This window comes from Kutzneria kofuensis (assembly GCF_014203355.1).
GTDB classification, from domain to species: domain Bacteria; phylum Actinomycetota; class Actinomycetes; order Mycobacteriales; family Pseudonocardiaceae; genus Kutzneria; species Kutzneria kofuensis.
On record NZ_JACHIR010000001.1, the window covers coordinates 4,371,054 to 4,393,503 of the forward strand.

The following is a 22,450-nucleotide window of genomic DNA, read 5'->3' on the forward strand; positions in this document are numbered from 1 at the left end:
CGACGACGGCGGCCGGCGTGAATAGGTAATGGCCCCCAGCGGGGGTAGGGAAAACCCCCGGGGTCAGCCCTTCAGGGTCGTCTGCTTGAAACCGACATTCGGTGTGCCTGAGAGCGTGACTCGCCGGGTTACCGCGGTGGCGCCGAGCCAGAGGACGCACAGGACGGCGGCGCTGATCGGGGCCGCCCAGTCGGCCCGTGGCGGGGCGGCCAGCAGCACCGACTGCGCGAACAGCAGCCCGTAGGTCACGGCCGTGACGGCAACGGCGCCGACAACGGGCCGCAGCCACTTCGACATCGGGACCAGGAACACGATGTCGATCGCCACGCCCGCGCCGAGCAGGAAGAACGGCACCGCGGACGGCGGGAAGCCGGTGGCGGTCAGCACGAGCCACAGCACCGACCGGAAGCCCACGTACAGGCCGGCCATCGCGGTCGCCGCCCAGCGCCGGCCGACGATCTGCCGGCCCAGCGCGAACAGCAGCACGCAGACGCCCAGGCCCCACACCGGGTACACCCAGTCCGGCATCGGCAGCGAGAAGTGCACGATGCCGGCCCGGCCGATCGGCTGGTGGATCTGGTCCGCCGCGAACTTCAGCAACTCGTCGTTGGCGTACGGGTGGCCGGGACTGGCGTCCCAGGAGGCGATCTCCAGCACGCCGTACTCCTGCTGCTCGTTCGGGAACCAGAAGTCCTCGAAAACCATCGTCAGCAGCACGATCAGGCCCGGAACGAACCACCGGCCGCGGGCGGCGTTGCGGTACCAGCCGAGCGCGACGCCGATGAGCATGCCGGCGGTGCCGATGAACAGCAGCGAGTGCGACGGGCTCCAGGTGGTGATGTCCAGCCCGTTCACGGTGTGGTTGACCACGTCGATCGGGATGGCGATGAGGAACAGCCCGGTGCCCCACTGCATCCAGCGCAGCGTGGTCTTGTCCGCGCCGTAGCCGGTGTAGGTGTGGAACAGCACCAGCGCGACCGCGATCGCGGTGCCGACGGTGTTCAGGTCGTGCGGCGGCGCGAGGTTGTCGCGGATGGTCCAGAAGTGCCACGAGATGTCCCACGAGCCGCCGAGCAGCTTGAGCACCAGGGCGACGAACCACCAGGCGTACATGATCGAGACCAGCTCGGCCGGGGTCTCCCGGCCCGCGGTCCCCCGCGTCCAGTACAGCGACCACAGCTCGCGCACGCGCGCCACGGACCAGCCCTTCGTGCTCATGGTTCGAGAGCATGAACGCTCCTCGGTGCCGATTCCACCGTTTCGGCCGAACCGAGATCAGGCACATACCACCCGATCGAGTGGGTGACGCGCGTTGCCCGCACGGGACGGAGTGGGCAATGTCACCGGTCTAACCGAGTACGGGAGTGATCAGAAGTGAACAAGCGTGTCGTCGCGGGTGTTGTGGTCACCGCGCTGGTGCTGGTCACCGGCGGGGTGCTGGTCCGCCTGCTGCTGAGCTGATTCTCGCCGGCGCCGGGCGTCGGGCACGATGTGGCCATGAGCCTGAACGAGAACCTGCTCGGCCCCGGCCCCACCCTGCTGCCCGACCGTCCTGAGCTGCAGGCCCAGCTGGAGGGCGGCGCCGACCCGGCCGATGTCGCGCGCACCGCGCCGGACTTCAGCGAGGCGTGGGCGGCGCTCGCCGAGCGCGCGCTGGCCGGCGGAGACGCCGTCACCGCGTACGCCTACGCCCGCACCGGCTATCACCGTGGCCTGGACCAGCTGCGTCGCAACGGCTGGAAGGGCTTCGGCCCGGTGCCGTGGTCGCACCGCGCCAACCAGGGCTTCCTCCGCGCGCTCGCCGCGCTGGCCAAGGCCGCCGGCGAGATCGGCGAGACCGAGGAGTACGAGCGCTGCCGCACCTTCCTCGCCGACAGCGACCCGCAGGCGCCCGCGGCGACCGGCCTGGCCTGACCCGACGTGCTCCAGCGGCTGCGGGCGCAGCTGCGCCGCCGGTTCCGGCGGCTGCAGCGCACGGCCCTGCCCATCGCCCAGGCCGGGATCGCCGCCGGCGGCGCGTGGCTGGTCGCCACCGACCTCGTCGGCCACACCCAGCCGTTCTTCGCGCCCGCGGCCGCGGTCACCTGCATCGGCGTGGCACTGGGTCAGAAGCTGCGCCGGGTCATCGAGCTGGTGGTCGGCGTCAGCGTCGGGGTCGGTGTCGGCGATGTGCTGATCTCCCGGATCGGCGCCGGCACCTGGCAGATCGTGCTGGTGGTGGTGCTGGCCATGGCCGCCGCCGTGCTGCTCGACGGCGGGGCAGTGATCGCCCTGCAGTCGGGCACCTCGGCCGTGCTGATCGCCACGCTGGCCCCGCCCACCACCACCGGCGGCTTCGACCGGATGATCGACGCCCTGATCGGCGGGACGATGGGGATGATCGCCATCGCCCTGTTCCCGCCGAACCCGCTGAACCTGGCCCACCGGCACGGCCGGGTCGTGCTCGGCGAACTGGCCGGCGTGCTGCGGGCCATCGGCGCGGCCGTGCTGGAGCGGGACACCGTCGCCGCGGCGGCCGCCCTGAGCCGGGCCCGGGCCAGCCAGAAGGCCATCGACGAGTTCAAGACCGCCCTCGTCACCAGCGCCGAGGTCACCACCATCGCCCCCATCCGCTGGCGTAACCGAGGCGAGCTCGACCGGTACCGCGCCGCCTCCGGGCCGATCGACCTGGCCGTCCGCAACACCCGTGTGCTGGCCCGTCGGGCGCTGGCTGGGCTGCGGGACGGCGAGGAGGTGCCGGCCAAGCTGCCCGCCGTGCTCGACGGCCTGGCCAACGCCGTCGACACCCTGCGCGACGAACTGGCCCGTGGCGTCGATCCCGTGCGTACCAGGGCCTTGCTGCGCAGCGCCGCCGCCGAGTCGGACCAGCTGCTGACCGCCGACGACTTCTCGGTGCGGGTGATGGTCGCCCAGCTCCGGTCCATCGTCGTCGACCTGCTCGTCGCCGGCGGCGTCAGCCGCTCCGACGCGCTGTCCGCGCTGCCGCCGCCGTGAGGGGTCCTCAGCCCTCCGGCCGGTTCAGCACCCCCAGCAGCGCGTGGTGCACCGGCTCGTGGTCCTTGGGATCGGCCAGCCGGCAGTCGGCGGCGGCGAGCCGGTACCACTCGTCCGCGCCCTCGTAGCGGATCTCCACCGTCACGGCGCCGTCGTCCGCCAGCGTCGTGCGCAGCTCCAGGTCACCGGTGATCACGCCGACGTCGTCGGTCATCACGCCGCCGGGTCCGGCCTTGAACAGGGATGTGAGCGTCACAGCAAACCCCTCGCCAGCCGCAGGTCGTCGGTGTTGCGGTACCAGGTCCACTTCGTCACCGGGCGCGGGTGCGGCACGCCGTCCAGCCGCACGACCGCCGGCACGCAGCCGATCTGGCAGGCCCGGCCGCGAGCGGCCGTGGTGCGCTTGACCACCAGCGCCCGCTTCGTCACCTGGACGAGCAGGCCGGCGCCGCGATCCGGGTCCGGACTGACGGTAATCCGGCTGGCCTGGCCCCGCAGGATCACGGTCTCATCGCAGTAGGCCATGCCCCGGACCGGCCCAATCACGCCTCGGCCGACCAGCACACCGCCGCTGTCGTCACGGATCAGCGGCACCGGATCCGGCTCGCCGGTCAACGCCACGTCGATCGCCCGGCCGGCGTCGAGTGGCAGATCCCACAGCGAGGCGACCGTCGAGTCCGACTCGGTCGGCACGTAACCGACCGTCACCTCCTTGAGCTTGTCCATGCGCAGCAGCCGGAGCGTGACGGCGGCCAGGTCGGCATCGCCGCCGACTACCACCAACCGGCGTTCGTCCAGGCCCTTGACCAGGTGGTCGACGTCGTCCTTGCCGGGCCGGGACGGGACCCGGTGCAGCTCCACATCGTCACGGTCGGCAAGAGCTGGTGACTGAGCGTGACCCGCGTCCTTTCCGCAGGCCAGCACTAGTGCACCCATCGCCACCTCCTGGTCTACAGTCGTGCACCGGCATTCGGCCTTTAGTCGACTAGCACGGGGAGTCTCACATGCCTGCCATCGTCCTCATCGGCGCCCAGTGGGGCGACGAAGGCAAGGGCAAGGCCACCGACCTGCTCGGGGACCGCATCCAGTGGGTCGTCCGCTACCAGGGTGGCAACAACGCCGGCCACACCGTCGTGCTCCCCGACGGCCAGAACTTCGCGCTGCACCTGATCCCCTCCGGCATCCTCACGCCCGGCGTGCACAACGTCATCGGCAACGGCGTTGTCGTCGACCCCGGCGTGCTGCTGGACGAGCTGGCCGGGCTGGAGGCCCGCGGCGTGGACACCAGCCGGCTGCTGATCTCCGCCGACGCGCACCTGATCATGCCCTACCACGTGGCCATCGATAAGGTCAGCGAGCGCTACCTGGGCAAGGCCAAGATCGGCACCACCGGCCGCGGCATCGGGCCGGCGTACCAGGACAAGGTCTCCCGCGTCGGCGTCCGCGTGCAGGACCTGCTCGACGAGAAGATCCTGCGGCAGAAGGTCGAGGCCGCGCTGGACTTCAAGAACCAGCTGCTGGTCAAGGTGTACAACCGCAAGGCCATCGACCCCGAGCAGGTCGTCGACGGGGTGCTCAAGCACGCCAGCGAGTTCGCCCACCGCATCGCCGACACCCGGCTGCTGCTCAACCAGGCCCTCGACCGCGGCGAGAACGTGCTGCTGGAGGGGTCGCAGGGCACGCTGCTCGACGTCGACCACGGCACCTACCCGTTCGTCACCTCGTCCAACCCCACCTCCGGCGGAGCGTCCTCCGGCTCCGGCATCGGGCCGACCCGGATCACCACCGTGATCGGCATCCTCAAGGCGTACACCACCCGCGTCGGCTCCGGGCCGTTCCCGACCGAGCTGCACGACGAGATGGGCGAGCGGCTGCGCAAGACCGGCGGCGAGTTCGGCGTCACCACCGGCCGGTCCCGCCGCACCGGCTGGTTCGACGCCGTGATCGCCCGCTACGCCTCGCGGGTCAACGGCATCACCGACTACTTCCTCACCAAGCTCGACGTGCTGTCGGGCCACGAGAAGGTGCCGGTCTGCGTCGCGTACGAAGTGGACGGCCAGCGGATCGACGAGATGCCGATGACCCAGACCGACGTGCACCACGCCGTGCCCGTGTACGAGGAGCTCCCCGGCTGGTTCGAGGACATCAGCCACTGCCGCACCTTCGAGGAGCTCCCCGCCAACGCCCGCGCCTACGTCGAGTACCTGGAGTCCATCGCCGGCGCGCGCATCTCCGCCATCGGCGTCGGCCCCGGCCGCGACCAGACCATCGTCCGGCACCAGTTCGTCAGCTGATCGTCCCGGCACGTGGGGGTCACAGGCGTGACCTCCACGTGCCGGTGAGCATGGCTTCTTCGAGGTCGAGTTCGCGCATCACCTTGCGCATGACCTCGTCGTCCAGCCGGCCCGCCGAGCGCTCGGCGACGAGGACTTCCCGTTGCCTGGACAGCATTTCCCGGCGGACACGGGTGATCGCGCCCTCCTGGGACGGGTCCTGCTCGATGATCCGGTCGCGGGCCTGCATCATGGCGTGCATCCGCTGGCTGAACATCTTCCGCTGTTCGACGGGGATCTCGGCCGGCACCAGCTCGGACAGCATGGCCTTCGCGGCCTTGGCGGCGACCTTGCGGGCCCGCTGCTCCTGGGTGGTGTCCTCGGGCTGCTGGATCTTCAGCGCCCGGATCAGCCACGGCAGCGAGATGCCTTGCAGCAGCAGGGTTCCGACCGTGACGACAAACGCGGCGAACTGGATGTAGGCCCAGCCCGGGGTGGAATCGGGGATGCCGGCGGCCGCGGCGAGGGTGACGACGCCTCGCATCCCGGTCCATGACAGAACGGCGCTGATCCGCCAGGACGGCCGGCGTCGGCGGCGGGTCATCCGCAGCAAAGCGTTGCGGCCGAAGACGAACACGATCCGCACGACGATGGCGACGCCGAGCAGGGCGAGCGCGGCCGGCAGCACGGAGAAATCGGAGATTCCCTTCAGCACGAACGGAAGTTCGAGACCGATCAGGCCGAACACCAACGACTCCAGCAGAACGTCCACAGTGGTCCAGACGGACTGCTCCTGCAGCCGGGTGGCATAGCCGGCCTTCGGGGAGTTGTGCCCGAGGTACAGGCCGGCGGCGACGACGGCGAGCACGCCGGAGCCGTGCAGCTCCTCGGCCACCAGGTAGCACGCGAACGGAACCACCAGCCCCAGCACGGATTCCATCACGGTGTCGTCCAGATGGGTACGCGCGAAGTGGGCGACGACGCCGATGACGAGGCCGACGGCGATGCCGACCACCACCGCGATGGCGAACGTCGACAGCTGGGCGAACAAGCCGGTGCTGGCGCCGGCGATGCCGGCCAGGGCGACCTTGTACAGGGTCAGCGCGGACGCGTCGTTGACCAGTGATTCCCCGGTGAGCACGGTCATCGCGCCCCGGGGCAGCCCGAGCTTGCGGCCGATGGCCACGGCGGCGACGGCGTCCGGCGGCGCGACGACCGCCCCGAGCAGCAGCGCGACCTCCCACGGCAGCTCGGGCATCAGCAGGTGCGCGATCAGCCCGACGACGAACGCGGTGATCACCACCAGCACCACGCCGAGCTGGATGATCGGCCCGGCCACGGCCTTGAAGCTCAGGTACGAGCTGTCCAGCGACGCCGAGTACAGCAGCGGCGGCAGCACCACGCCGAGCAGGATGTGCGGGTCCAGTTGGTAGTCGTCGGCGCCGGGCAGGAACGAGATCGCCAACCCGACCACCACCAGCAGCAGCGGGGCCGGCAGGTCCCGCCGGCGGGCGACCGCCGTCACCGCGATCGAGCCGACGACCAGGAGCAGCAACTGGGCTCCGTGCATCCGAAAACCTCCCTCTCCGACGGACTCCCAGGATCCGGGAGCGCCGCCGACCAGCGTTGACACGCCGTCGGCGGCTCGCCAAGACTCCCACGCATGGGTGAACGACTGGTCGCACGTATCCACGTGGACCTCCGCCGGCAGGCCAGTGCGGTCTGTCCGGTCCGCTGACTTCCTCCCGCACCGTTCCATCGGCTGAGAAAGCCTCACCTTCGCGCGCCCACCACCCGTCGGAGGAATCGTGTCGATTCCCGTCCTGGCCGCCGACCGCACGCACGACGCGCCGTCGGTCGCCGCCATCCCAACCCGCAAATTCCGCCGCCGCCCGCTGTCCGGTGCCTGGCGCTGGCTCAGCCCGGTCGCCCTGCTGCTGGTCTGGCAGGTCGCCAGCGGCACCGGCATCCTGCCCGAGGACAAGCTCGCCTCCCCGGCGAAGGTGCTCGCGGCCGGCCTCGACCTGGCCACGTCCGGGCAGCTCGGCGACGCCTTCGCGGTGTCGCTGCGCCGGGTGCTGATCGGCGTCGCCGTCGGCGCGGTCATCGCGCTGGCGCTGGGCATCACCGCCGGCCTGTCCCGCTGGGGCGCGGTGCTGGTCGACCCGCCCGTGCAGATGCTGCGCACGCTGCCGTTCCTCGGCCTGATCCCGCTGTTCATCATCTGGTTCGGCATCGGCGAGGAGCCCAAGATCGCACTGGTCGCGCTGGGCTTCGCGTTTCCCTTGTACCTCAACGTCTACGCCGGCATCCGGGACACCGACCCGCAGCTGCTGGAAGCGACCGCGGTGCTCGGCTTCACCCGCTGGGAGCGGCTCGCGCACGTGGTGCTGCCGGCCGCGCTGCCGCAGGCGCTGGTCGGACTGCGGCAGGGCCTCGGCGTCGCCTGGCTGTCGCTGATCGTCGGCGAGCAGATCAACGCCGACGCCGGCCTCGGCTACCTGATCAACAACGCCCGGGACTTCCTGCGCACGGACCAGGTCGTGGTCGGCCTCGTCGTGTACGCGGGGCTGGGCCTGCTGACCGACGCGCTCGTCCGCGCGCTGGAGAGGAAGGCGCTCAGATGGCGCAACACACGGTGACCGTGCGCGGCCTGGTCCGCCAGTTCGGTCCGCGTCGCGTGCTGGATGACCTGGATCTCGTTGTCCGTCAAGGAGAATTCGTCGCCCTGTTGGGGCGTAGCGGTTCCGGCAAGTCGACGCTGCTGCGGGTGCTGGCCGGCATCGACCGGGACGCCGACGGCGAGATAGCCGTCAACGGAACGGTGTCGGTGGCCTTCCAGCAGCCGCGGCTGCTGCCGTGGCGGCGGGTCTGGCGCAACGTTTCCCTTGGCCTGCACGGAGTCGACGGCCGCGAGGTCGCCGAGAAGGCGCTGTCGGAGGTGCAGCTCACCGACCACGCGCAGGCGTGGCCGCTGACGCTGTCCGGCGGTGAGGCGCAGCGCGTCTCCCTCGCCCGGGCACTGGTCCGCGAACCCGACCTGCTGCTGCTCGACGAGCCGTTCGGCGCGCTGGACGCGCTGACCCGGCTGGCCATGCACCGGCTGGTCGACGACCTGTGGCAGCGGCACCGCCCGTCGGTGCTGCTGGTCACCCACGACATCGACGAGGCGCTCGTGCTCGCCGACCGGGTCCTCGTGCTGCACGAAGGCCGGATCGTCGCCGAGCACACGCCGCCCGCCGGCCGGCCGCGCCGGCATGCCGACCTGACCGAACTGCGGGCCCGCGTGCTCGCCGACCTGGGAGTTGCCACCGATGAAGCCGCGTAAGGCCCTGTTACCCCTGCTCGCCGTGACGGCGCTGGCGCTCGCCGGCTGCGGCGGCGCATCCGCCGCGTCCGGTCAGGTGGTGCTCAGGGTCGGCGACCAGAAGGGCGGCTCGCAGGCGTTGCTGCAGGCCGCCGGGCTGCTCGACGGCACCCCGTACAAGATTGAGTGGTCCACCTTCACCTCAGGCCCGCCGCTGCTGGAGGCGGCCAACGCGGGCGCGATCGACATCGGGGGCGTCGGCAACACGCCGCCGATCTTCTCCGCCGCGGCCAACGCCAAGATCACCATCGTGCAGGCCGGCCAGCACACCGGCCCTGGCGACGCGATCCTGGTGCCGAGCGACTCGACGATCCAGGACCCCAAGCAGCTCAAGGGAAAGACCATCGCCGTCGCGCAGGGCAGCTCGGCCCACGCGCAGCTGTTGTCGGTGCTGAACAAGTTCGGCATCGCGCTGTCCGACGTGAAGATCGACTACCTGCAGCCCTCGGACGCGTACGCCGCCTTCACCCAGCATCGGGTCGACGCCTGGTCGATCTGGGACCCGTACACCTCACAGGCGCTGCTGCAGGCGCACGCCCGGTCGATCGTCAACGGCAGCAGCGGCACCGCCAACGGCTACTCGTTCCAGGTGGCCGCCACCAAAGCGCTGGGTGACTCGGCCAAGGTGAGCGCGATCAAGGACTACCTGGCGCGGCTGGCCAAGGCACAGAAGTGGTCCGGCACGCACAAGGACGAGTGGGCCGCGTCGTGGTCGAAGGTCACCGGGCTGGACCCGGCCGTCGCCAAGGCGTCCGTGAACGACGGGGCCACGCTGCCGATCCCGTTGGACGACAAGGTGATCGCCTCCGAGCAGCAACTCGCCGACTCGTTCACCGCGGCGAAGGTGATTCCCACGAAGCTGACGTTCGCAGACTTCGTCGACAAGCAGTACGAGAGCACGGGGAGCTGACGATGAGCGTTGTCCTGCACTGGTTCCTGCCCACCTCGGGCGACGGCCGCACCATCGTCGACCGGTTCCACGGCTCGCAGGAGGCGGGCGCGCCGGCCCAGCGCGGCCCGGACATCGACTACCTGGCGCAGATCGCCCGGGCCGCTGAGCAGCTTGGCTTCGAAGGCGTGCTGACACCGACCGGCACCTGGTGCGAGGACGCGTGGCTGACGACGGCCGCGTTGATCGCGCAGACCGAGCGGCTGAAGTTCCTCGTGGCCTTCCGGCCCGGCACCGTGTCGCCGACGCTCGCCGCCCAGATGGCCGCCACCTACCAGCGCATCTCGCGCGGCCGGCTGCTGCTCAACGTGGTCACCGGCGGCGACGCCGTCGAGCAGCAGCGCTTCGGCGACTGGCTTGAGCACGACCAGCGCTACGCCCGTACCGACGAGTTCCTGACCATCGTGCGCAAGCTGTGGAGCGGCGCCCCGGTCGACTTCGACGGCCAACACCTCAAGATCGCCGGCGGGCTGGTGCCCACACCGCCGGACCCGCTGCCGCAGATCTACTTCGGCGGGTCCTCCGACGCGGCCCTGCCGGTCGCGGCGCGGCACGTCGACGTGTACCTGACCTGGGGTGAGCCGCCGGCGCAGGTCGCGGAGAAGATCGCCCGGGTGCGGGAGTTGGCCGAGGCAGGAGGCCGCACGCTGCGGTTCGGCATCCGGTTGCACACGATCAGCCGGGACAGCTCGCGCGAGGCGTGGGCCGAGGCGGACCGGCTCGTCGAGGCGATCGACCCGGCCTCGCTGGCCAAGGCGCAGGCGCAGCTGGGCGCCAGCCAGTCCGTCGGGCAGCAGCGCATGGTCGCCCTGCACGGCGGCCGGCTGGACAAACTGGAGATCTACCCGAACCTGTGGGCCGGCATCGGGCTGGTCCGTGGCGGCGCGGGCACCGCACTCGTCGGCAGCCACCAGGAAGTGGCCGATCGGATCGAGGAGTACCACTCGCTCGGCGTCACCGAGTTCATCTTCTCCGGCTACCCGCACCTGGAGGAGGCCTACTGGTTCGGCGAGGGCGTGCGACCGGAGCTCGTACGGCGCGGCTTGATCGATGCTGACCTGCCGAAGTCCGCATCACGCGAGCTGGTGCCGGCGCTGTAGGAAATACGGTGGGCGCGCGGGGGGTTGGCTTAGTCCGACGACAGTCGAACTACAGGAGTTGTGATGCGCGCGCTGCTCGTGGATCCGTCCGCCCCGTCCGGGTTCCGGTTCGGTGAGGTCGCCCAGCCGGTCCCGGCGCCCAACCAGGTGCTGGTCGAGGTCAAGGCGATCTCGGTGAACTACGGCGAGGCCTCCGGCGGTTTCGTCTCGCCCGAGGGCGAGGTGCAGGGCTGGGACGCCGCCGGTGTGGTCGTACAGGCCGCCGCCGACGGCAGCGGACCCGACGTCGGCTCACGTGTCGTCACCTACGGTCGCGACGGTGGCTGGGCCCAGCTGCGCGCCGTCGACACCACGGAATTGGCCGTGCTGCCCGACAACGTCGACTTCGCGTCGGCCGCGGCGATCCCGGTCGCCGGCGCGACGGCGCTGCGGGCGCTGCGCCGGCTCGGGTCCGTGGTGGGCAAGCGGGTGCTGATCACCGGCGCGGCCGGCGGCGTCGGCCGCTTCGCCGTGCAGCTGGCGGCGCGGGCCGGTGCCCACGTCATCGCCTCCGTCAGCGGTGCGGCTCGCGGCGCGGGACTCGACAAGCTCGGCGCGGCGGAGGTCGTCGTCGGCGTCGAGGGCGTCGAGGGTCCCCTGCACGGCGTGCTGGACAACGCCGGCGGCCCGAACACGGCCACCCTGTTCGGGCTGCTCGCGGAGGGCGGCTCACTGCAGTCCATCGGCGCCGCCTCCGGCGAGCCGACGGTGTTCCCGCCGTACTCGACGGTCGGCCCGAAGCGGCGCCTGGAGGCGTTCATGATGGGCGTCGGCATCGGCGAGGAACTCGCCTACCTGGTGTCGCTGCTCGCCGCCGGGCAGCTCGACGTGGAGATCGGCTACCGCGGCAGCTGGGACCGTGCCGACGACGCCATCGAGGCGCTGCTGGGCCGCAAGGTCGTCGGCAAGGCCGTGCTGGACGTCGCCTGACCCTGCCCGGGGTCGCGCTCACTCGCGGGTGAGCGCGGCCTCCTCCAGGTCCAGTTCCCGTTGCACGCGGCGGAAAACCTCGTCGTCGATCTCGTGAGCGTCGCGGGCGGCGAGGAACACCTCGCGTTCGGCCAGCAGCATGGTCAGGCGCAGCCGCTGCCAGCGGGCCGCCGGGGTCTCGCCGATCTCGTCGTCCGACCGGCCCAGCCGCTCCCACGCGGCGTTGCCCCGATGCTCGGCGAGCAACTTCAGCCTCGTGACCACGTGTTCCGGCGTTCCCTCGCTCGTCGCCTGGTCGAGGCGCTCCACCGATGCCTTCGCCGCGTGATACTTCACCTGCGCCTCGGCCAGCGTGTCGGTGTGCTCGTCGGTGCTCCGCACGCCCAGCAGCCGGATCAGTCCCGGCAGCGAAAGTCCTTGCACCATAAGGGTTCCGACCGTCACCACGAACGTGCACAGCAGGATCACGTCGCGGCCGGCCATGTCCAGCGGCAGCGCCGACGCCGCCGCGAGCGACACCACGCCGCGCATTCCCGTCCACGCCACGATGAACACCCCACGTGGCGACGGCGGCTCCTCCCGTTCGCGGATCTTCGCCGACAACAGGCGGGGCACGTACGTGCCCGGATACACCCACAGGATCCGCACCACGATCGCCGCCAGCAACACCAGCAGCGCCGACCCGAACAGCGGCCAGGTAGCGCCGCTGTCCGTCAACACGACCCGCAGCTGCAGGCCGATCAACGCGAACACCCAGGACTCCAGCAGCATGTCCACCGCGCGCCAGACCGCCGTCTCCTGCAACCGGGTCGCGTAGCCCGCCCGCGGCGCGTTGTGCCCCAGGTACAAGCCGGCCGCGACGACCGCCAGCACGCCCGAGGTGTACGCCGCCTCCCCGATCAGGTAAGCGCCGAACGGCACCAGCATGCCCAGGCCGCTCTCCAGCACGCTGTCGTGCAGCCGCAACCGGATCCAGTGCACCACCACGCCGATCAGGTAGCCGATCAGCGTGCCGCCCACCGACGCCAGCAGGAACGTCAGGATGCCCGAACCCCAGGACATCGCCGCGCCGGTCGCCGCCGCGACCGCCACCTTGTACGCCGTCAGCGCCGTCGCGTCGTTGACCAGGCTCTCGCCCGTCAGCAGGGTCATGATCCGGCGCGGCAGGCCCAGCTTGCGGCCGATCGCCACCGCCGCCACCGCGTCCGGCGGCGCCACGATCGCACCAAGTACGAGTGACGCGGGCAACGAAAGCGCCGGGATCGCCAGATGCGCGACCAGTCCCACGCCTAGCGTGGTCGCCAGCACCAGGCCGATCGCCAGCAGCCCGATCGGCCGGATGTTGCGGCGGATGTTGACGTACGAGGAGTCCAGGGCGGAGGAGTAGAGCAGCGGCGGCAGCACGATCACCAGCACCAGCTCCGGCTCCAGCCGGAACGACGGCATGCCCGGCACGAACGACACCGCCAGGCCGACCGCCACCAGCAGCAGCGGGGCCGGCCAGTCCAGCCGGCGGGCGACCGCCGTCACCGCCAGCGACCCGGCCAGCAACAGGAGAATCTCGACGCCTTGCACGAGGGGAAAGGGTATTCAAGATGGCCTGCGTACACGTGCCCGACGAGGCCGCGGTCCCGCAGACTTCGGCAGGTTGCCAGGACTGCCTCGCCGCCGGCGAGCGCCGGTGGGTCCACCTGCGACTGTGCCTGACGTGCGGGCACGTCGGGTGCTGCGACTCCAGCCCGCGGCGGCACGCCTCCGCGCACCACGCCGACACCGGGCATCCGGTGATGCGCTCGCTCGAACCCGGCGAGTCGTGGCGGTGGTGTTTCGTGGACGACCGACTCGTCTGAACCAGCACCTGTACGCTGTTCGGTCGTGCGCGTCCTCGTCATCGGGTCTGGTGCCCGGGAGCATGCCCTGTTGCTGGCGTTGTCCAAAGACCCCGCCGTGACCGCGTTGGCCTGCGCCCCTGGCAACGCCGGCACCTCGGCCGTGTCCGAGACGTACGGCGTCGACCTCGCCGACCCCGGCTCGGTCGCCGCCCTGGCCAAGGAATGGAACGCCGACCTCGTCGTGATCGGGCCCGAGGTGCCGCTCGTCGCCGGCGCCGCCGACCCCGTGCGCGACGCCGGCATCCCGTGCTTCGGGCCGTCCAAGGAGGCCGCCCGGATCGAGGGATCCAAGGCGTTCGCCAAGGACGTCATGCAGGCCGCCGGCGTGCCCACCGCGCGAAGCGAGATCGTCGACACGCCCGCCCGGCTCGACGCCGCGCTGCACCGGTTCGGGCCCACCTGGGTCGTCAAGGACGACGGGCTCGCCGCCGGCAAGGGCGTTGTCGTCACCAAGGACTACGACGTCGCCCGGGCGCACGCCATGCACCTGCTCGACGGCGGGCACCCCGTCCTGCTCGAGTCCTTCCTCGACGGTCCCGAGGCCTCCTTGTTCTGTGTCGTCGACGGCGCCACCGTCGTGCCGCTGCTGCCCGCCCAGGACTTCAAGCGGGTCGGCGACAACGACGCCGGCCCCAACACCGGCGGCATGGGCGCTTACAGCCCGCTGCCGTGGGCCCCGGCCGGCCTCGTCGACGACGTCGTCGCCCGCGTCGTGCAGCCCGTCGTCGACGAGCTCGCCTCCCGCGGCACCCCCTTCTCCGGGCTCCTGTACTGCGGCTTGGCGTTGACCTCCGACGGCCCCCAGGTCATCGAGTTCAACTGCCGGTTCGGCGACCCCGAGACCCAGGCCGTGCTGGCGCTGCTCAAGACCCCTCTCGCCGGCCTCTTCCTGGCCGCCGCCGAGGGCCGGCTCGCCGACCACCCGCCGCTCGAGTGGGAGGACGGCGCCGCCGTCACCGTTGTCATCGCCGCCGAGGGCTACCCCGGCCGGCCCCGCACCGGCGATGTCATCACCGGTGCCGAGCTCGACGGCGTCCTGCACGCCGGCACCCGTCGCCGTGACGACGGCGCCGTCGTCTCCTCCGGCGGCCGTGTCCTCTCCGTCGTCGGCACCGGCCCCGACCTCGCCTCCGCCCGCGACGCCGCCTACGCCCTCGTCTCCCGCGTCGAACTCACCGGCTCCCACCACCGCTCCGACATCGCCCTCAAGGCCGCCGACGGCGAGGTCCGCATCCCGTAGGAACCGCCGCGCCCCCGCCTTCGTCGAACTCAGGCACGGCACACACCATCGTTGGTAGCCTGCGAACCGGGTCCGAGTAGTCACGAAGCGTGCGGGGGCGGTCATGAGTGACATGGCAAAGCAGGTCGGCGCCGACCTGGCGTCCATCAACGCATCCATCATGGCGCCGTTCGGCGCGGTCGCCGGCGAGTTCGCCGGTATCAGTGGCGGCCAGCTCACCGTCAACCACGACACCGTGCTGCAAGCGGGCAAGATCATCCAGCAGCAGGTCGACCAGCTGAACGCGATCACACGCCCGAAGTTGCAGAACCTTTTTTCTGGTGTGATCGGTGGCGACGACGTCAGTCAGGCGGCCGCCTACGAGTGGTCCAAGATTCTCTTGATCAACGACGACTCGTATGCGAACCGGATCGGTCAGTACATCGACGGTCTCGAGAAGCTGGCTGAGCAGCTCAAGACAGCCGCGCAGCAGTACGGGTTCACCGAGGACCAGATCAAAGACGCGTTTGGAGCCAAGTAGTGCGAGTCGGTACTCGAGTCGGCGTGGCGATCGCGCTGGTCGGAGTCGCTGCGGCCGGATGCACGACCCAGGATCCGGGTACGGCGAGCCCCGGCACGACCACCACACCGACTGGATCGTCGGTGTCCATTCCAGCGCGTCCCAAGGACTTGAGCGTCAATGTCGACCCCTGCGCCTTGCTCACCCAGGATCAGATGGCACAGATGAAGGTGTCGAGCGGCACGCCTGGACCAGGCTGGGGCGAGACCGGAGCGACGACGAGTTGCACGTATCAGGTCACCGATCCGGTCAAGTACACGATGACGGTACGGCTCGACCCGAAGCGCGGCATCGACTACTGGTTGGCCTACACGGGAAACTGGACGGCAAGGCAGGTGACGGTTTCATCATTCCCCGCGATTCAGATCGTGGCCAAAGGGGAGGATTGGAACGCGCCCGCCGGGCATCTGTGCGACACGATAGTGAGTATCGCCGACGGAAAAGAGTTGTTTGCCGGTGTTCTTCCGCATTCCGGCGACCTCAGCAACACTCAGATGTGCGACCTGTCGAAGCAGTTGGCCAGCCTGACGTTGGCGACCTTGCAGACGAAGAGCTAGAGCGGAGGCGACCATGGCACCGAAACTCGGCGACATCCGGTTCGACGGGTTCTCCAACGCGCAGCTCGCGGACCAGGTGAACAAACTCAAGCAGGGGCCGGGCAATGAGGCTGTGCAGTCGGCGATCGACACGCTGCACAGCGTCGCTCAGGACCTCGACGCGACGAACCAGATCCTGACCACGCAGATGGCAAAGATCGGGATCGACTGGCACAGCGTGGCCGGCCAGGGTGGTCAGCAGCAGTTGGCCTCGACCGTGAACTACGGGGACCAGTCGCAGTACCACATCGACACCGCCAATTCCGGGCTGGCGACGCAGAGCGATTCCTACGCAGTCGCCAAGACCGCGCCTGCACCGTCTACGGATACCGACAAGACGACCATGGACAACGTGGCGGGGTTCTTCGGGTATCAGACGGACCATGCCAAAGAGGTTGAACAGGCGCAGGCTGATCGGGATCAGGCTATTGCGCAGTTGAACGCCTATCAGTCGAACTCGCAGGATGCCATCGCCAGCACGACGCCGATGAGTGCGCCGCCGAACATCGGGCTGGTGGCGCAGCCGGTGCAGGGGGCGTCGATCAACTCGGTCGGCGGCTACGGCGGCACGGCGAGCGGGTACGCGGGCCCAGGTGGCGGCGGCTACGGCGGCTACTCGGCGACTGGAGTGCCGGGAGGCGGTGGATACGCTCCGCCGGGTGGGGTTCCTGGGGGTGGCGTGCCGGGGCCGGGTGGCGTGACGGGGGTCGGACCGGGCACGGGGCGGTTGCCGGGGGCGTTGCCGCCGGCGGCGGCAGCGGCGAGTGGGCTGCTGGCGGAGGAAGTGGGCCTCGGGGCGGCGCTGGCGGGCGGCGCGGGCGCGGTGGCGGCGGGGGCCCGGAGCGGCAACCCGAACGCGATGGTCCGTGGTGGCGGGACGAACGCGGCGCCGGGCGAGAAGGGGAACACGCCGAGCAAGGCGAGCGCGACGGCGGGGGCGATCGACGAGGAAGAGGCGGCGCGGGCGAGGACGGCGGAGCGGATCGGGCCGCAGGGCCGCGCGGGGTCGTCGATGATGCAGCCGGGCGCCGCCGGCGGCAAGGGCAAGAAGGAAGAGGACAGCGAGCACGACCGGAAGTACACGGTGGAGGAGGACCTGTTCGGCGACCACCGCTTGGTGGCGCCGACGGTGCTCGGCGAGGACCCGGACGCGTAGCCGGCGATGGAGCCGACGGTCCTGTCCCGACTGGACTTCGACGTCCTGTGGGAGAACGAGCGCTTCCCCCGCCGGCACGTGGCGCTGAACGTGCCGAGCCCGGGGATGACGCACACGGAGCGGTCCCGCCTGGTCCAGGAGACGTGGCGCTCGCTGGAGCAGCGGGGGCTGGCGGAGCGAGGTAGGGCGACGCCGGACATCTCGGACGATCTGGCGCTGCTGGCCTACCCGAGGCGAGCGGTGTACGGCTTCATCTGGGCCCCGGACCGCAAGATCACGCTGTTGGCGGCGTCGAACGGCGGCAGCGCGCTGATGGGCGTGGTCGACGGCGACGAGGTGTGGCTGATCCGCACCCGGGACGAGTCGATCGCGGACTCGGCGGTGTCGGTGGCGGGCGACATGCCGCCGGGCCCGGGCCAGTCGGTGAGCCTGCCGACGAAGGTGCTGACGGGCGCGGACGGCCGCGCGCACGGCGACCCGCAGCGGCTGGTCATGGAGTTGTCGGACGAGGGCGTGCCGCTGGGCCAGGCCCAGGCCCTGGTCGGCATGGTGGCGGGCATGACCACCCGGGGCCAGTTCGGCGTGGAGACGGCGAAGGGCGCGGAACGGCCGAAGCGGGCGGACCGGGTGGTGGCGTTCCATGACACGCCCAACGGGCGCTACCTGCATCTGGTGAAACCCAGCGCGGACCGCACGGAGTGGAGCACCATCACCCCCGCGGACAACCAGCGGCTGGCGACCAGCCTCCGGGAGCTGCTCGACGAGGTCTGATCACCCGTCGGGCTGAAATCGGAACCACCGACCGGTCGGGCCCGTCAGAGTTACGCGAGAAGGGGGGCACCGTGACGGCAACGAAGTACAACTTCGACGCGATCGACGCCTGCCGCAGTGCCATGAACACGCAGGCCGGGCAGTACGGCGGCGTCGGCGACGGCTTCCAGGGCTCGTCGACCAGCGCGGACGTGTTCGGCAAGCTGAACGCCTCGGCGGGCTTCGCGAGCGCGATCGACGGTTTCGCGGGCGCGGTGCACGGCGAGCTGCAGGCGGCGGAGAACCTGCTGCGCAAGGTGGAGTCCTCACTGGACTCGATCCAGACGACGCTGCAGGAGCAGGAGAAGCAGAACGCGAGGGGACTGACGGCGACATGAGTGCTGTCGACGACGTCGCGGGCTTGCCCGGTGGCGGCGAGGTCGCCGACATCGCCCGCAAGGTGGAGAACGCCCAGCCGCAGTCGATCCGGGACACGGCGAAGCACTGGCGGGACAGCGCGTCCAAATGCGACGACCAGGGCAAGGCCGTCACGTCTGCGGTGAACGCGCTGGACGGCGCCTGGGCGGGTGGCTCGGCCGACGCCTTCACGGCCTACATGGGCAACTTCACCAAGGCCGGCTCCTCCATGTCGGAGGCGCTGAACAACGGCGCGGCGGCGCTGGAGGCGGCGGCGGGCGCCCTCGAACAGGCGAAGTCCGCTGTGGACAGTCGCTGTGAGGGCCTGCTCGGCGAGGTCCGCAACTGGGACGCGGCGAATCCGCAGCCCAAGGACGGCGAGCGCGAGGCGGCGATCAAGCCGCTGTGCGACGCGGCCAAGGGTGACGTGCAGAAGGCCGTCGACGCGGCCGACCACGAGTTGAGCAATGCTCTCAACCAGCTCAAGAGCGCGACCTTCATCGCGTCCAAGTTCTCCGTGCTGCCGGCGCCGGGCGAGCAGTCCTTCGTGCCCGCGCCGGGACGCACCATCGACTGGCAGGCGAAGCCGGATCCCGGCCCGGCCAACACCACCACGCAGGGCGCGAACCCGCCCGCCTCGCACTCCGGCGGAGGAGGCGGCGGTGGCGGGGGCGGCGGTTACGACGGAGGCGGCGATGGTGGCGGCGGAGGCGGTGGCCTCGGCCCCAGCGGCGGCCCGCCGGCCGGTGGCGGCGGCCCCGCGCCGCAGGGCCAGGTGAAGGAGTGGATCGAGGAGGCGATGAAGATCCTCCAGGAGAACGGCGTCGACACCTCGAAGATGAGCGAGAACGACATCTGGGCGATCATCCAGCACGAGTCCGGCGGCAACCCGCACGCGATCAACCTGTGGGACTCCAACGCCAAGGCGGGCCACCCGTCCAAGGGCCTCATGCAGTGCATCGACTCGACGTTCCAGGCGCACAAGCTGCCCGGCCACGACGACATCTACAACCCGGTGGACAACATCATCGCCGGCGTCCGCTACTCGATCGCCCGCTACGGCTCGGTGTCCAACGTGCCGGGCATCCGGGCCATGTCGCACGGGGGCGCGTACCAGGGCTACTGACGCGACGGGCCCAATTAAGCTGACGGCATGGTCGTCGCCAGGCGCGCGGATGTGCCGCCGTTTCACGTGATGGACGTGGTGTCCGCCGCCGCGGAGCGGCAGCGGACCCACGGTGACGTGCTGTCGCTGGCCGCGGGCCAGCCGTCCACGCCCGCGCCGGCCCCGGTGCTGGCGGCGGCGCACCGCGCCCTGGAGACGCAGCCGTTCGGCTACACCGAGCAGCTGGGCATCCCGGAGCTGCGGGAAGCCATCGCCGGCCACTACCGGAAGCGCTACGACCTGGACGTGGCGCCGGAGTCGGTGATCGTGACGACCGGCTCGTCGGGCGCTTTCCTGTCGGCGTTCCTGGCCGCCTTCGACGCCGGCGACCGGGTGGCGCTGCCGCGGCCGGGTTATCCGGCGTACCGGAACATCCTGGCGGCGCTGGATTGTGAGGTGGTGGACCTGCCGTGCGGGCCGGAGGTGGACTTCAAGCCGACGGTGGCGATGCTGGAGGGCCTCGACATCCAGGGCCTGGTCATCGCCAGCCCGGCCAACCCGACCGGCACCGTCCTCGAGGCGCATCGACTGGCCGAACTGGCGACCTGGTGCGAGCGCAACGCCGTCCGGCTGGTCAGCGACGAGATCTACCACGGCATCAGCTACGGCGAGCCGCTCGACTGCGCCTGGCGGACCTCCCGCGAGGCGATCGTGGTGAACAGCTTCTCCAAGTACTTCTCGATGACCGGCTGGCGGCTGGGCTGGATGCTGGCGCCGACGGAGCTCGTCCGGCCGGTGGACCGCCTGACCGGCAACTTCACGCTGTGCCCGCCCGCGCCGAGCCAGTACGCGGCGGTGGAGGCGTTCTCGCCCCAGTCGTACGCCGAGGTCGACGCGCATGTCCAGCGTTACCGGGCCAACCGGGACCTGCTGGTGAAGGGCCTGGCCGAGCTGGGCATCGACAAGCTGGCCCCGGCCGACGGCGCGTTCTACGTGTACGCCGACGTCTCGCACCTGACCGACGACTCGATGGCCTGGTGCAAGCGCCTGCTGGCGGAGACCGGCCTGGCCATCGTGCCCGGCATCGACTTCGACCCGGCGCACGGCGACCGGTTCGTCCGGCTCTCCTTCGCCGGTTCGATGCTGGACATGGAACGGGCCCTGGACCGCCTCGGTGGCTGGCTCCCCGACAGCCACTCAGGGCGACCCTGATCTGTCCCTGATCTGGCGCCGAAAACCCGCCAACCGTCGGACCCGGGTGGCAGGCTGGTCTCAAGGCAAGCTGACGAAGGAGACTGCCATGGTGTTCGTTGCCATCATCGCCGTTCTGCTGATCGCGTGGCTCGCGATCACCGTCCTCGGCGCACTGCTCAAGGGCCTGTTCTGGCTCGCCATCATCGGGGGGATCCTGTTCGTCGCCACCGCGATCTACGGCGCGATCAGGAACAAGTCGCGAACCTGATCAGGGTGTCGGCCAGGTCGTCGGCCGACGTCCACAGGTGGGCGGACATGCCGACGGCCAGCGCACCGTCCACATTGGCCTGACGATCGTCGACGAACAGGCAGTCCGCCGCCCTGGCCCCCAGTTTGCCGAACAGGGCGGCGTAGATCTCGGCGTCCGGCTTGGCCAGCGACAGGTCGCCGGAGAACACCAGGTGCGTGAAGTGCTCGGCCCACGGCTGGCGCTCGGCGACCCGGCCGAAGGAGCTGGGGGCGTTGGACAGCAGCGCCAGCCGGGCGCCCATGCCGGTGAGCCGGCCGAGCAGCTTCACGGTGTTGTCGTCGGTGGGCAGCCAGCCCTCGATGTCCAGCCGGGTCAGCTCTTCGGACAGCTGCTCGTCCACGTCGACGCCGACGTGCGCGCAGACGGCCCGCCAGTAGTCGATGTCCGGGCAGCCGCGGTCGTAGACGTCGCGCTCGGACCAGTAGCCCGGCTCGAACGCCGTGACCTCGGCGCCGACCCGGGCCGCCATCGCCGGAATCGCCTGCGTGTGCCGGCTGATCACGCCGCCGTAGTCGAAGACCAGCCAGTTCAACTCGCGCTCCCGATTCGGTGCAGGGCGTCCTTGACGTCGGCGGTGCTGAGGTCTCGGTGCGTGACGAAGCGCACCTGGCCGGACATGGGGCCGGTCTGGATGCCGAGCCGGCCGAGCATCTTGATGGCGTTGCGCAGGTCGGGGACCGCGGCCAGCACGATGTTGGTCTCCGGGGTCCGCACGCTCCAGCCGAGCTCGGTCAGGCCCTCGGCGAGCAGCTTGGCGTTGGCGTGGTCGTCGGCCAGGTCGTCGACACGGTCCAGCGCGACCAGCCCGGCCGCGGCGAGGATGCCACCCTGCCGCACGCCGCCGCCGAGCATCTTGCGCACCCGCCGCGCCTCGACGACGAACTCCTCGGTGCCGGCGACGATGGATCCGACCGGCGCGCCGAGGCCCTTGCTCAGGCAGACCTGCACGGTGTCCACGCCGACGGTCAGCTCGGCCGGAGCGACGCCGAGCGCGACGGAGGCGTTCCACAGCCGTGCGCCGTCGAGATGCACGCGCAGCCGGCATTCCCGCGCGGCGGCGACGAGCTGCATGTGCGCCTCCAACGGCATCACGGTGCCGCCGGCGGCGTTGTGGGTGTTCTCCAGCGACAGCAGCGTGGTGTTCAGGCCGTGATAGCTCGGCTCGCTGCCGGCGATGTCGTGGATGGCCGCGGCGGACATCCGGCCGGGGCCGGCGTCCCAGTCCATCGGGTACGGCATGCCGCCGGCGATCCAGGCGGCGGTGCCGAGCTCGTTGTCCAGCACGTGCGAGGAGTGCGCGGCCAGGAACCGGTCGCCCCGGCGCAGGTGCAGGAACAGCGCGATCAGATTGCCCATGCTGCCGCTGGGCACCCACAGCGCGGCCTCGGTGTTGAGCAGCCCGGCCACCCGTTCCTCGAGCGCGCGCATCGTGGGGTCGTGTTCGAGCACGTCATCGGCCACCTCGGCGGAGGCCATCGCGGCGCGCATCGCCTCGTCCGGCTTGGTCACGGTGTCCGAGCGGAAGTCGAGCAGCGGCTGCTGGGTCACGGTCGGATCACACCACATCGGGTATGGGGGA

The 22,450-nt window shown here is 70.8% G+C and carries 26 protein-coding genes; 19 read left to right on the forward strand and 7 right to left on the reverse strand.

The window, feature by feature from the left end:
• Window positions 1–63: 63 nt before the first annotated feature.
• On the reverse strand, window positions 64–1,218 hold the full coding sequence (locus tag BJ998_RS20240) for a hypothetical protein (RefSeq protein WP_184863874.1): 1,155 nt from the start codon (window positions 1,216–1,218) through the stop codon (window positions 64–66).
• 279 nt (window positions 1,219–1,497) lie between these two features.
• Between BJ998_RS20240 and BJ998_RS20245 the strand changes: the two genes are divergently transcribed.
• Together BJ998_RS20245 and BJ998_RS20250 are read left to right on the forward strand one after the other, a co-directional pair.
• The gene (locus tag BJ998_RS20245; RefSeq protein ID WP_184863875.1) at window positions 1,498–1,914 is read left to right on the forward strand and encodes a DUF3151 domain-containing protein; all 417 of its coding nucleotides are present in this window, start codon (window positions 1,498–1,500) and stop codon (window positions 1,912–1,914) included.
• Between the two features lie 6 nt (window positions 1,915–1,920).
• Complete coding sequence (locus tag BJ998_RS20250; protein WP_184863877.1) at window positions 1,921–2,994, forward strand: FUSC family protein; 1,074 nt, start codon at window positions 1,921–1,923, stop codon at window positions 2,992–2,994.
• Window positions 2,995–3,001: 7 nt separating this feature from the next.
• On the opposite strand, the gene BJ998_RS20255 is transcribed toward BJ998_RS20250, so the two are convergent.
• Window positions 3,002–3,250 carry a hypothetical protein gene (locus tag BJ998_RS20255; protein WP_312890236.1) on the reverse strand — a complete coding sequence of 83 codons (249 nt, stop codon included), beginning with the start codon at window positions 3,248–3,250 and terminating at the stop codon, window positions 3,002–3,004.
• Entirely contained in the window at window positions 3,247–3,930 is a 684-nt protein-coding gene (locus BJ998_RS20260; protein WP_184863879.1) for a hypothetical protein, read from the reverse strand. The genes BJ998_RS20255 and BJ998_RS20260 overlap by 4 nt, the downstream gene beginning before the upstream one ends.
• 68 nt (window positions 3,931–3,998) lie before the next feature.
• Here BJ998_RS20260 and BJ998_RS20265 point away from each other — a divergent pair, with 68 nt between their 5' ends.
• The gene (locus tag BJ998_RS20265) at window positions 3,999–5,288 is read left to right on the forward strand and encodes an adenylosuccinate synthase (RefSeq protein ID WP_184863881.1); all 1,290 of its coding nucleotides are present in this window, start codon (window positions 3,999–4,001) and stop codon (window positions 5,286–5,288) included.
• Window positions 5,289–5,307: 19 nt separating this feature from the next.
• On the opposite strand, the gene BJ998_RS20270 is transcribed toward BJ998_RS20265, so the two are convergent.
• Window positions 5,308–6,837 (reverse strand): Na+/H+ antiporter, encoded by a 1,530-nt coding sequence (locus BJ998_RS20270; protein ID WP_184863883.1) that lies wholly within the window; start codon window positions 6,835–6,837, stop codon window positions 5,308–5,310.
• A gap of 93 nt (window positions 6,838–6,930) precedes the next feature.
• Here BJ998_RS20270 and BJ998_RS49570 point away from each other — a divergent pair, with 93 nt between their 5' ends.
• From BJ998_RS49570 to BJ998_RS20295, 6 genes are all read left to right on the forward strand, one after another.
• Window positions 6,931–7,005 (forward strand): putative leader peptide, encoded by a 75-nt coding sequence (locus BJ998_RS49570; protein WP_376776002.1) that lies wholly within the window; start codon window positions 6,931–6,933, stop codon window positions 7,003–7,005.
• A 76-nt stretch (window positions 7,006–7,081) separates the two neighbouring features.
• Window positions 7,082–7,909 (forward strand): ABC transporter permease, encoded by an 828-nt coding sequence (locus BJ998_RS20275; protein ID WP_376776003.1) that lies wholly within the window; start codon window positions 7,082–7,084, stop codon window positions 7,907–7,909.
• The gene (locus tag BJ998_RS20280; RefSeq protein WP_184863885.1) at window positions 7,891–8,595 is read left to right on the forward strand and encodes an ABC transporter ATP-binding protein; all 705 of its coding nucleotides are present in this window, start codon (window positions 7,891–7,893) and stop codon (window positions 8,593–8,595) included. Before BJ998_RS20275 ends, BJ998_RS20280 begins: the two co-directional genes overlap by 19 nt.
• Complete coding sequence (locus tag BJ998_RS20285) at window positions 8,582–9,544, forward strand: ABC transporter substrate-binding protein (protein ID WP_184863887.1); 963 nt, start codon at window positions 8,582–8,584, stop codon at window positions 9,542–9,544. Before BJ998_RS20280 ends, BJ998_RS20285 begins: the two co-directional genes overlap by 14 nt.
• 2 nt (window positions 9,545–9,546) lie before the next feature.
• Window positions 9,547–10,683: an LLM class flavin-dependent oxidoreductase gene (locus BJ998_RS20290; RefSeq protein WP_184863889.1), complete on the forward strand. Its 1,137-nt coding sequence runs from the start codon at window positions 9,547–9,549 to the stop codon at window positions 10,681–10,683.
• Between the two features lie 63 nt (window positions 10,684–10,746).
• Entirely contained in the window at window positions 10,747–11,652 is a 906-nt protein-coding gene (locus BJ998_RS20295) for a zinc-binding dehydrogenase (protein WP_184863891.1), read from the forward strand.
• Window positions 11,653–11,670: 18 nt separating this feature from the next.
• Here the strand turns inward: BJ998_RS20295 and BJ998_RS20300 are convergent, their stop codons facing one another.
• Window positions 11,671–13,227, reverse strand: coding sequence for a Na+/H+ antiporter (locus BJ998_RS20300; RefSeq protein WP_184863893.1), 1,557 nt, complete (start codon window positions 13,225–13,227; stop codon window positions 11,671–11,673).
• Window positions 13,228–13,247: 20 nt separating this feature from the next.
• On the opposite strand from BJ998_RS20300, the gene BJ998_RS20305 reads away from it, so the two are divergent.
• The 10 genes from BJ998_RS20305 (at window position 13,248) to BJ998_RS20350 (ending at window position 20,829) form a co-directional block, all read left to right on the forward strand.
• Entirely contained in the window at window positions 13,248–13,502 is a 255-nt protein-coding gene (locus BJ998_RS20305) for a UBP-type zinc finger domain-containing protein (protein WP_184863895.1), read from the forward strand.
• 25 nt (window positions 13,503–13,527) lie between these two features.
• A complete protein-coding gene (purD, locus tag BJ998_RS20310; RefSeq protein ID WP_184863897.1) occupies window positions 13,528–14,784 on the forward strand; it encodes a phosphoribosylamine--glycine ligase in 1,257 nt (418 codons plus the stop codon).
• Window positions 14,785–14,896: 112 nt separating this feature from the next.
• Entirely contained in the window at window positions 14,897–15,304 is a 408-nt protein-coding gene (locus BJ998_RS20315) for a hypothetical protein (protein ID WP_184863899.1), read from the forward strand.
• Between the two features lie 23 nt (window positions 15,305–15,327).
• A complete protein-coding gene (locus tag BJ998_RS20320; protein ID WP_184863901.1) occupies window positions 15,328–15,900 on the forward strand; it encodes a DUF3558 domain-containing protein in 573 nt (190 codons plus the stop codon).
• Window positions 15,901–15,913: 13 nt separating this feature from the next.
• The gene (locus BJ998_RS20325) at window positions 15,914–17,095 is read left to right on the forward strand and encodes a hypothetical protein (RefSeq protein ID WP_184863902.1); all 1,182 of its coding nucleotides are present in this window, start codon (window positions 15,914–15,916) and stop codon (window positions 17,093–17,095) included.
• A gap of 6 nt (window positions 17,096–17,101) precedes the next feature.
• Window positions 17,102–17,866 (forward strand): ESX secretion-associated protein EspG, encoded by a 765-nt coding sequence (locus BJ998_RS20330; RefSeq protein WP_184863903.1) that lies wholly within the window; start codon window positions 17,102–17,104, stop codon window positions 17,864–17,866.
• A gap of 71 nt (window positions 17,867–17,937) precedes the next feature.
• Window positions 17,938–18,243 carry a hypothetical protein gene (locus tag BJ998_RS20335; RefSeq protein WP_184863904.1) on the forward strand — a complete coding sequence of 102 codons (306 nt, stop codon included), beginning with the start codon at window positions 17,938–17,940 and terminating at the stop codon, window positions 18,241–18,243.
• Window positions 18,240–19,388 (forward strand): transglycosylase SLT domain-containing protein, encoded by a 1,149-nt coding sequence (locus BJ998_RS20340; RefSeq protein ID WP_184863905.1) that lies wholly within the window; start codon window positions 18,240–18,242, stop codon window positions 19,386–19,388. Before BJ998_RS20335 ends, BJ998_RS20340 begins: the two co-directional genes overlap by 4 nt.
• Window positions 19,389–19,415: 27 nt before the next feature.
• Window positions 19,416–20,579, forward strand: a complete 1,164-nt coding sequence (locus tag BJ998_RS20345) for a pyridoxal phosphate-dependent aminotransferase (RefSeq protein ID WP_184863906.1) — start codon at window positions 19,416–19,418, stop codon at window positions 20,577–20,579.
• A gap of 88 nt (window positions 20,580–20,667) precedes the next feature.
• A complete protein-coding gene (locus tag BJ998_RS20350) occupies window positions 20,668–20,829 on the forward strand; it encodes a hypothetical protein (protein ID WP_184863907.1) in 162 nt (53 codons plus the stop codon).
• Here BJ998_RS20350 and BJ998_RS20355 read toward each other — a convergent pair.
• Together BJ998_RS20355 and BJ998_RS20360 are read right to left on the reverse strand one after the other, a co-directional pair.
• Complete coding sequence (locus BJ998_RS20355; RefSeq protein ID WP_246488630.1) at window positions 20,807–21,403, reverse strand: HAD family hydrolase; 597 nt, start codon at window positions 21,401–21,403, stop codon at window positions 20,807–20,809. The genes BJ998_RS20350 and BJ998_RS20355 overlap by 23 nt on opposite strands.
• A complete protein-coding gene (locus tag BJ998_RS20360) occupies window positions 21,400–22,437 on the reverse strand; it encodes a threonine aldolase family protein (protein WP_184863909.1) in 1,038 nt (345 codons plus the stop codon). Before BJ998_RS20360 ends, BJ998_RS20355 begins: the two co-directional genes overlap by 4 nt.
• Window positions 22,438–22,450: the final 13 nt, after the last annotated feature.

Coding starts and splice junctions, on each gene's coding strand:
- BJ998_RS20305 (WP_184863895.1), top strand. CDS start 13,248: ATGGCCTGCGTACACGTGCCCGACGAGGCCGCGGTCCCGCAGACTTCG.
- BJ998_RS20295 (WP_184863891.1), top strand. CDS start 10,747: ATGCGCGCGCTGCTCGTGGATCCGTCCGCCCCGTCCGGGTTCCGGTTC.
- BJ998_RS20290 (WP_184863889.1), top strand. CDS start 9,547: ATGAGCGTTGTCCTGCACTGGTTCCTGCCCACCTCGGGCGACGGCCGC.
- BJ998_RS20330 (WP_184863903.1), top strand. CDS start 17,102: ATGGAGCCGACGGTCCTGTCCCGACTGGACTTCGACGTCCTGTGGGAG.
- BJ998_RS20245 (WP_184863875.1), top strand. CDS start 1,498: ATGAGCCTGAACGAGAACCTGCTCGGCCCCGGCCCCACCCTGCTGCCC.
- BJ998_RS20315 (WP_184863899.1), top strand. CDS start 14,897: ATGGCAAAGCAGGTCGGCGCCGACCTGGCGTCCATCAACGCATCCATC.
- BJ998_RS20280 (WP_184863885.1), top strand. CDS start 7,891: ATGGCGCAACACACGGTGACCGTGCGCGGCCTGGTCCGCCAGTTCGGT.
- BJ998_RS20350 (WP_184863907.1), top strand. CDS start 20,668: ATGGTGTTCGTTGCCATCATCGCCGTTCTGCTGATCGCGTGGCTCGCG.
- BJ998_RS20270 (WP_184863883.1), bottom strand. CDS start 6,837: ATGCACGGAGCCCAGTTGCTGCTCCTGGTCGTCGGCTCGATCGCGGTG.
- BJ998_RS20265 (WP_184863881.1), top strand. CDS start 3,999: ATGCCTGCCATCGTCCTCATCGGCGCCCAGTGGGGCGACGAAGGCAAG.
- BJ998_RS20240 (WP_184863874.1), bottom strand. CDS start 1,218: ATGAGCACGAAGGGCTGGTCCGTGGCGCGCGTGCGCGAGCTGTGGTCG.
- BJ998_RS20345 (WP_184863906.1), top strand. CDS start 19,416: ATGGTCGTCGCCAGGCGCGCGGATGTGCCGCCGTTTCACGTGATGGAC.
- BJ998_RS20360 (WP_184863909.1), bottom strand. CDS start 22,437: ATGTGGTGTGATCCGACCGTGACCCAGCAGCCGCTGCTCGACTTCCGC.
- BJ998_RS20325 (WP_184863902.1), top strand. CDS start 15,914: ATGGCACCGAAACTCGGCGACATCCGGTTCGACGGGTTCTCCAACGCG.
- BJ998_RS20340 (WP_184863905.1), top strand. CDS start 18,240: ATGAGTGCTGTCGACGACGTCGCGGGCTTGCCCGGTGGCGGCGAGGTC.
- BJ998_RS20285 (WP_184863887.1), top strand. CDS start 8,582: ATGAAGCCGCGTAAGGCCCTGTTACCCCTGCTCGCCGTGACGGCGCTG.
- BJ998_RS20260 (WP_184863879.1), bottom strand. CDS start 3,930: ATGGGTGCACTAGTGCTGGCCTGCGGAAAGGACGCGGGTCACGCTCAG.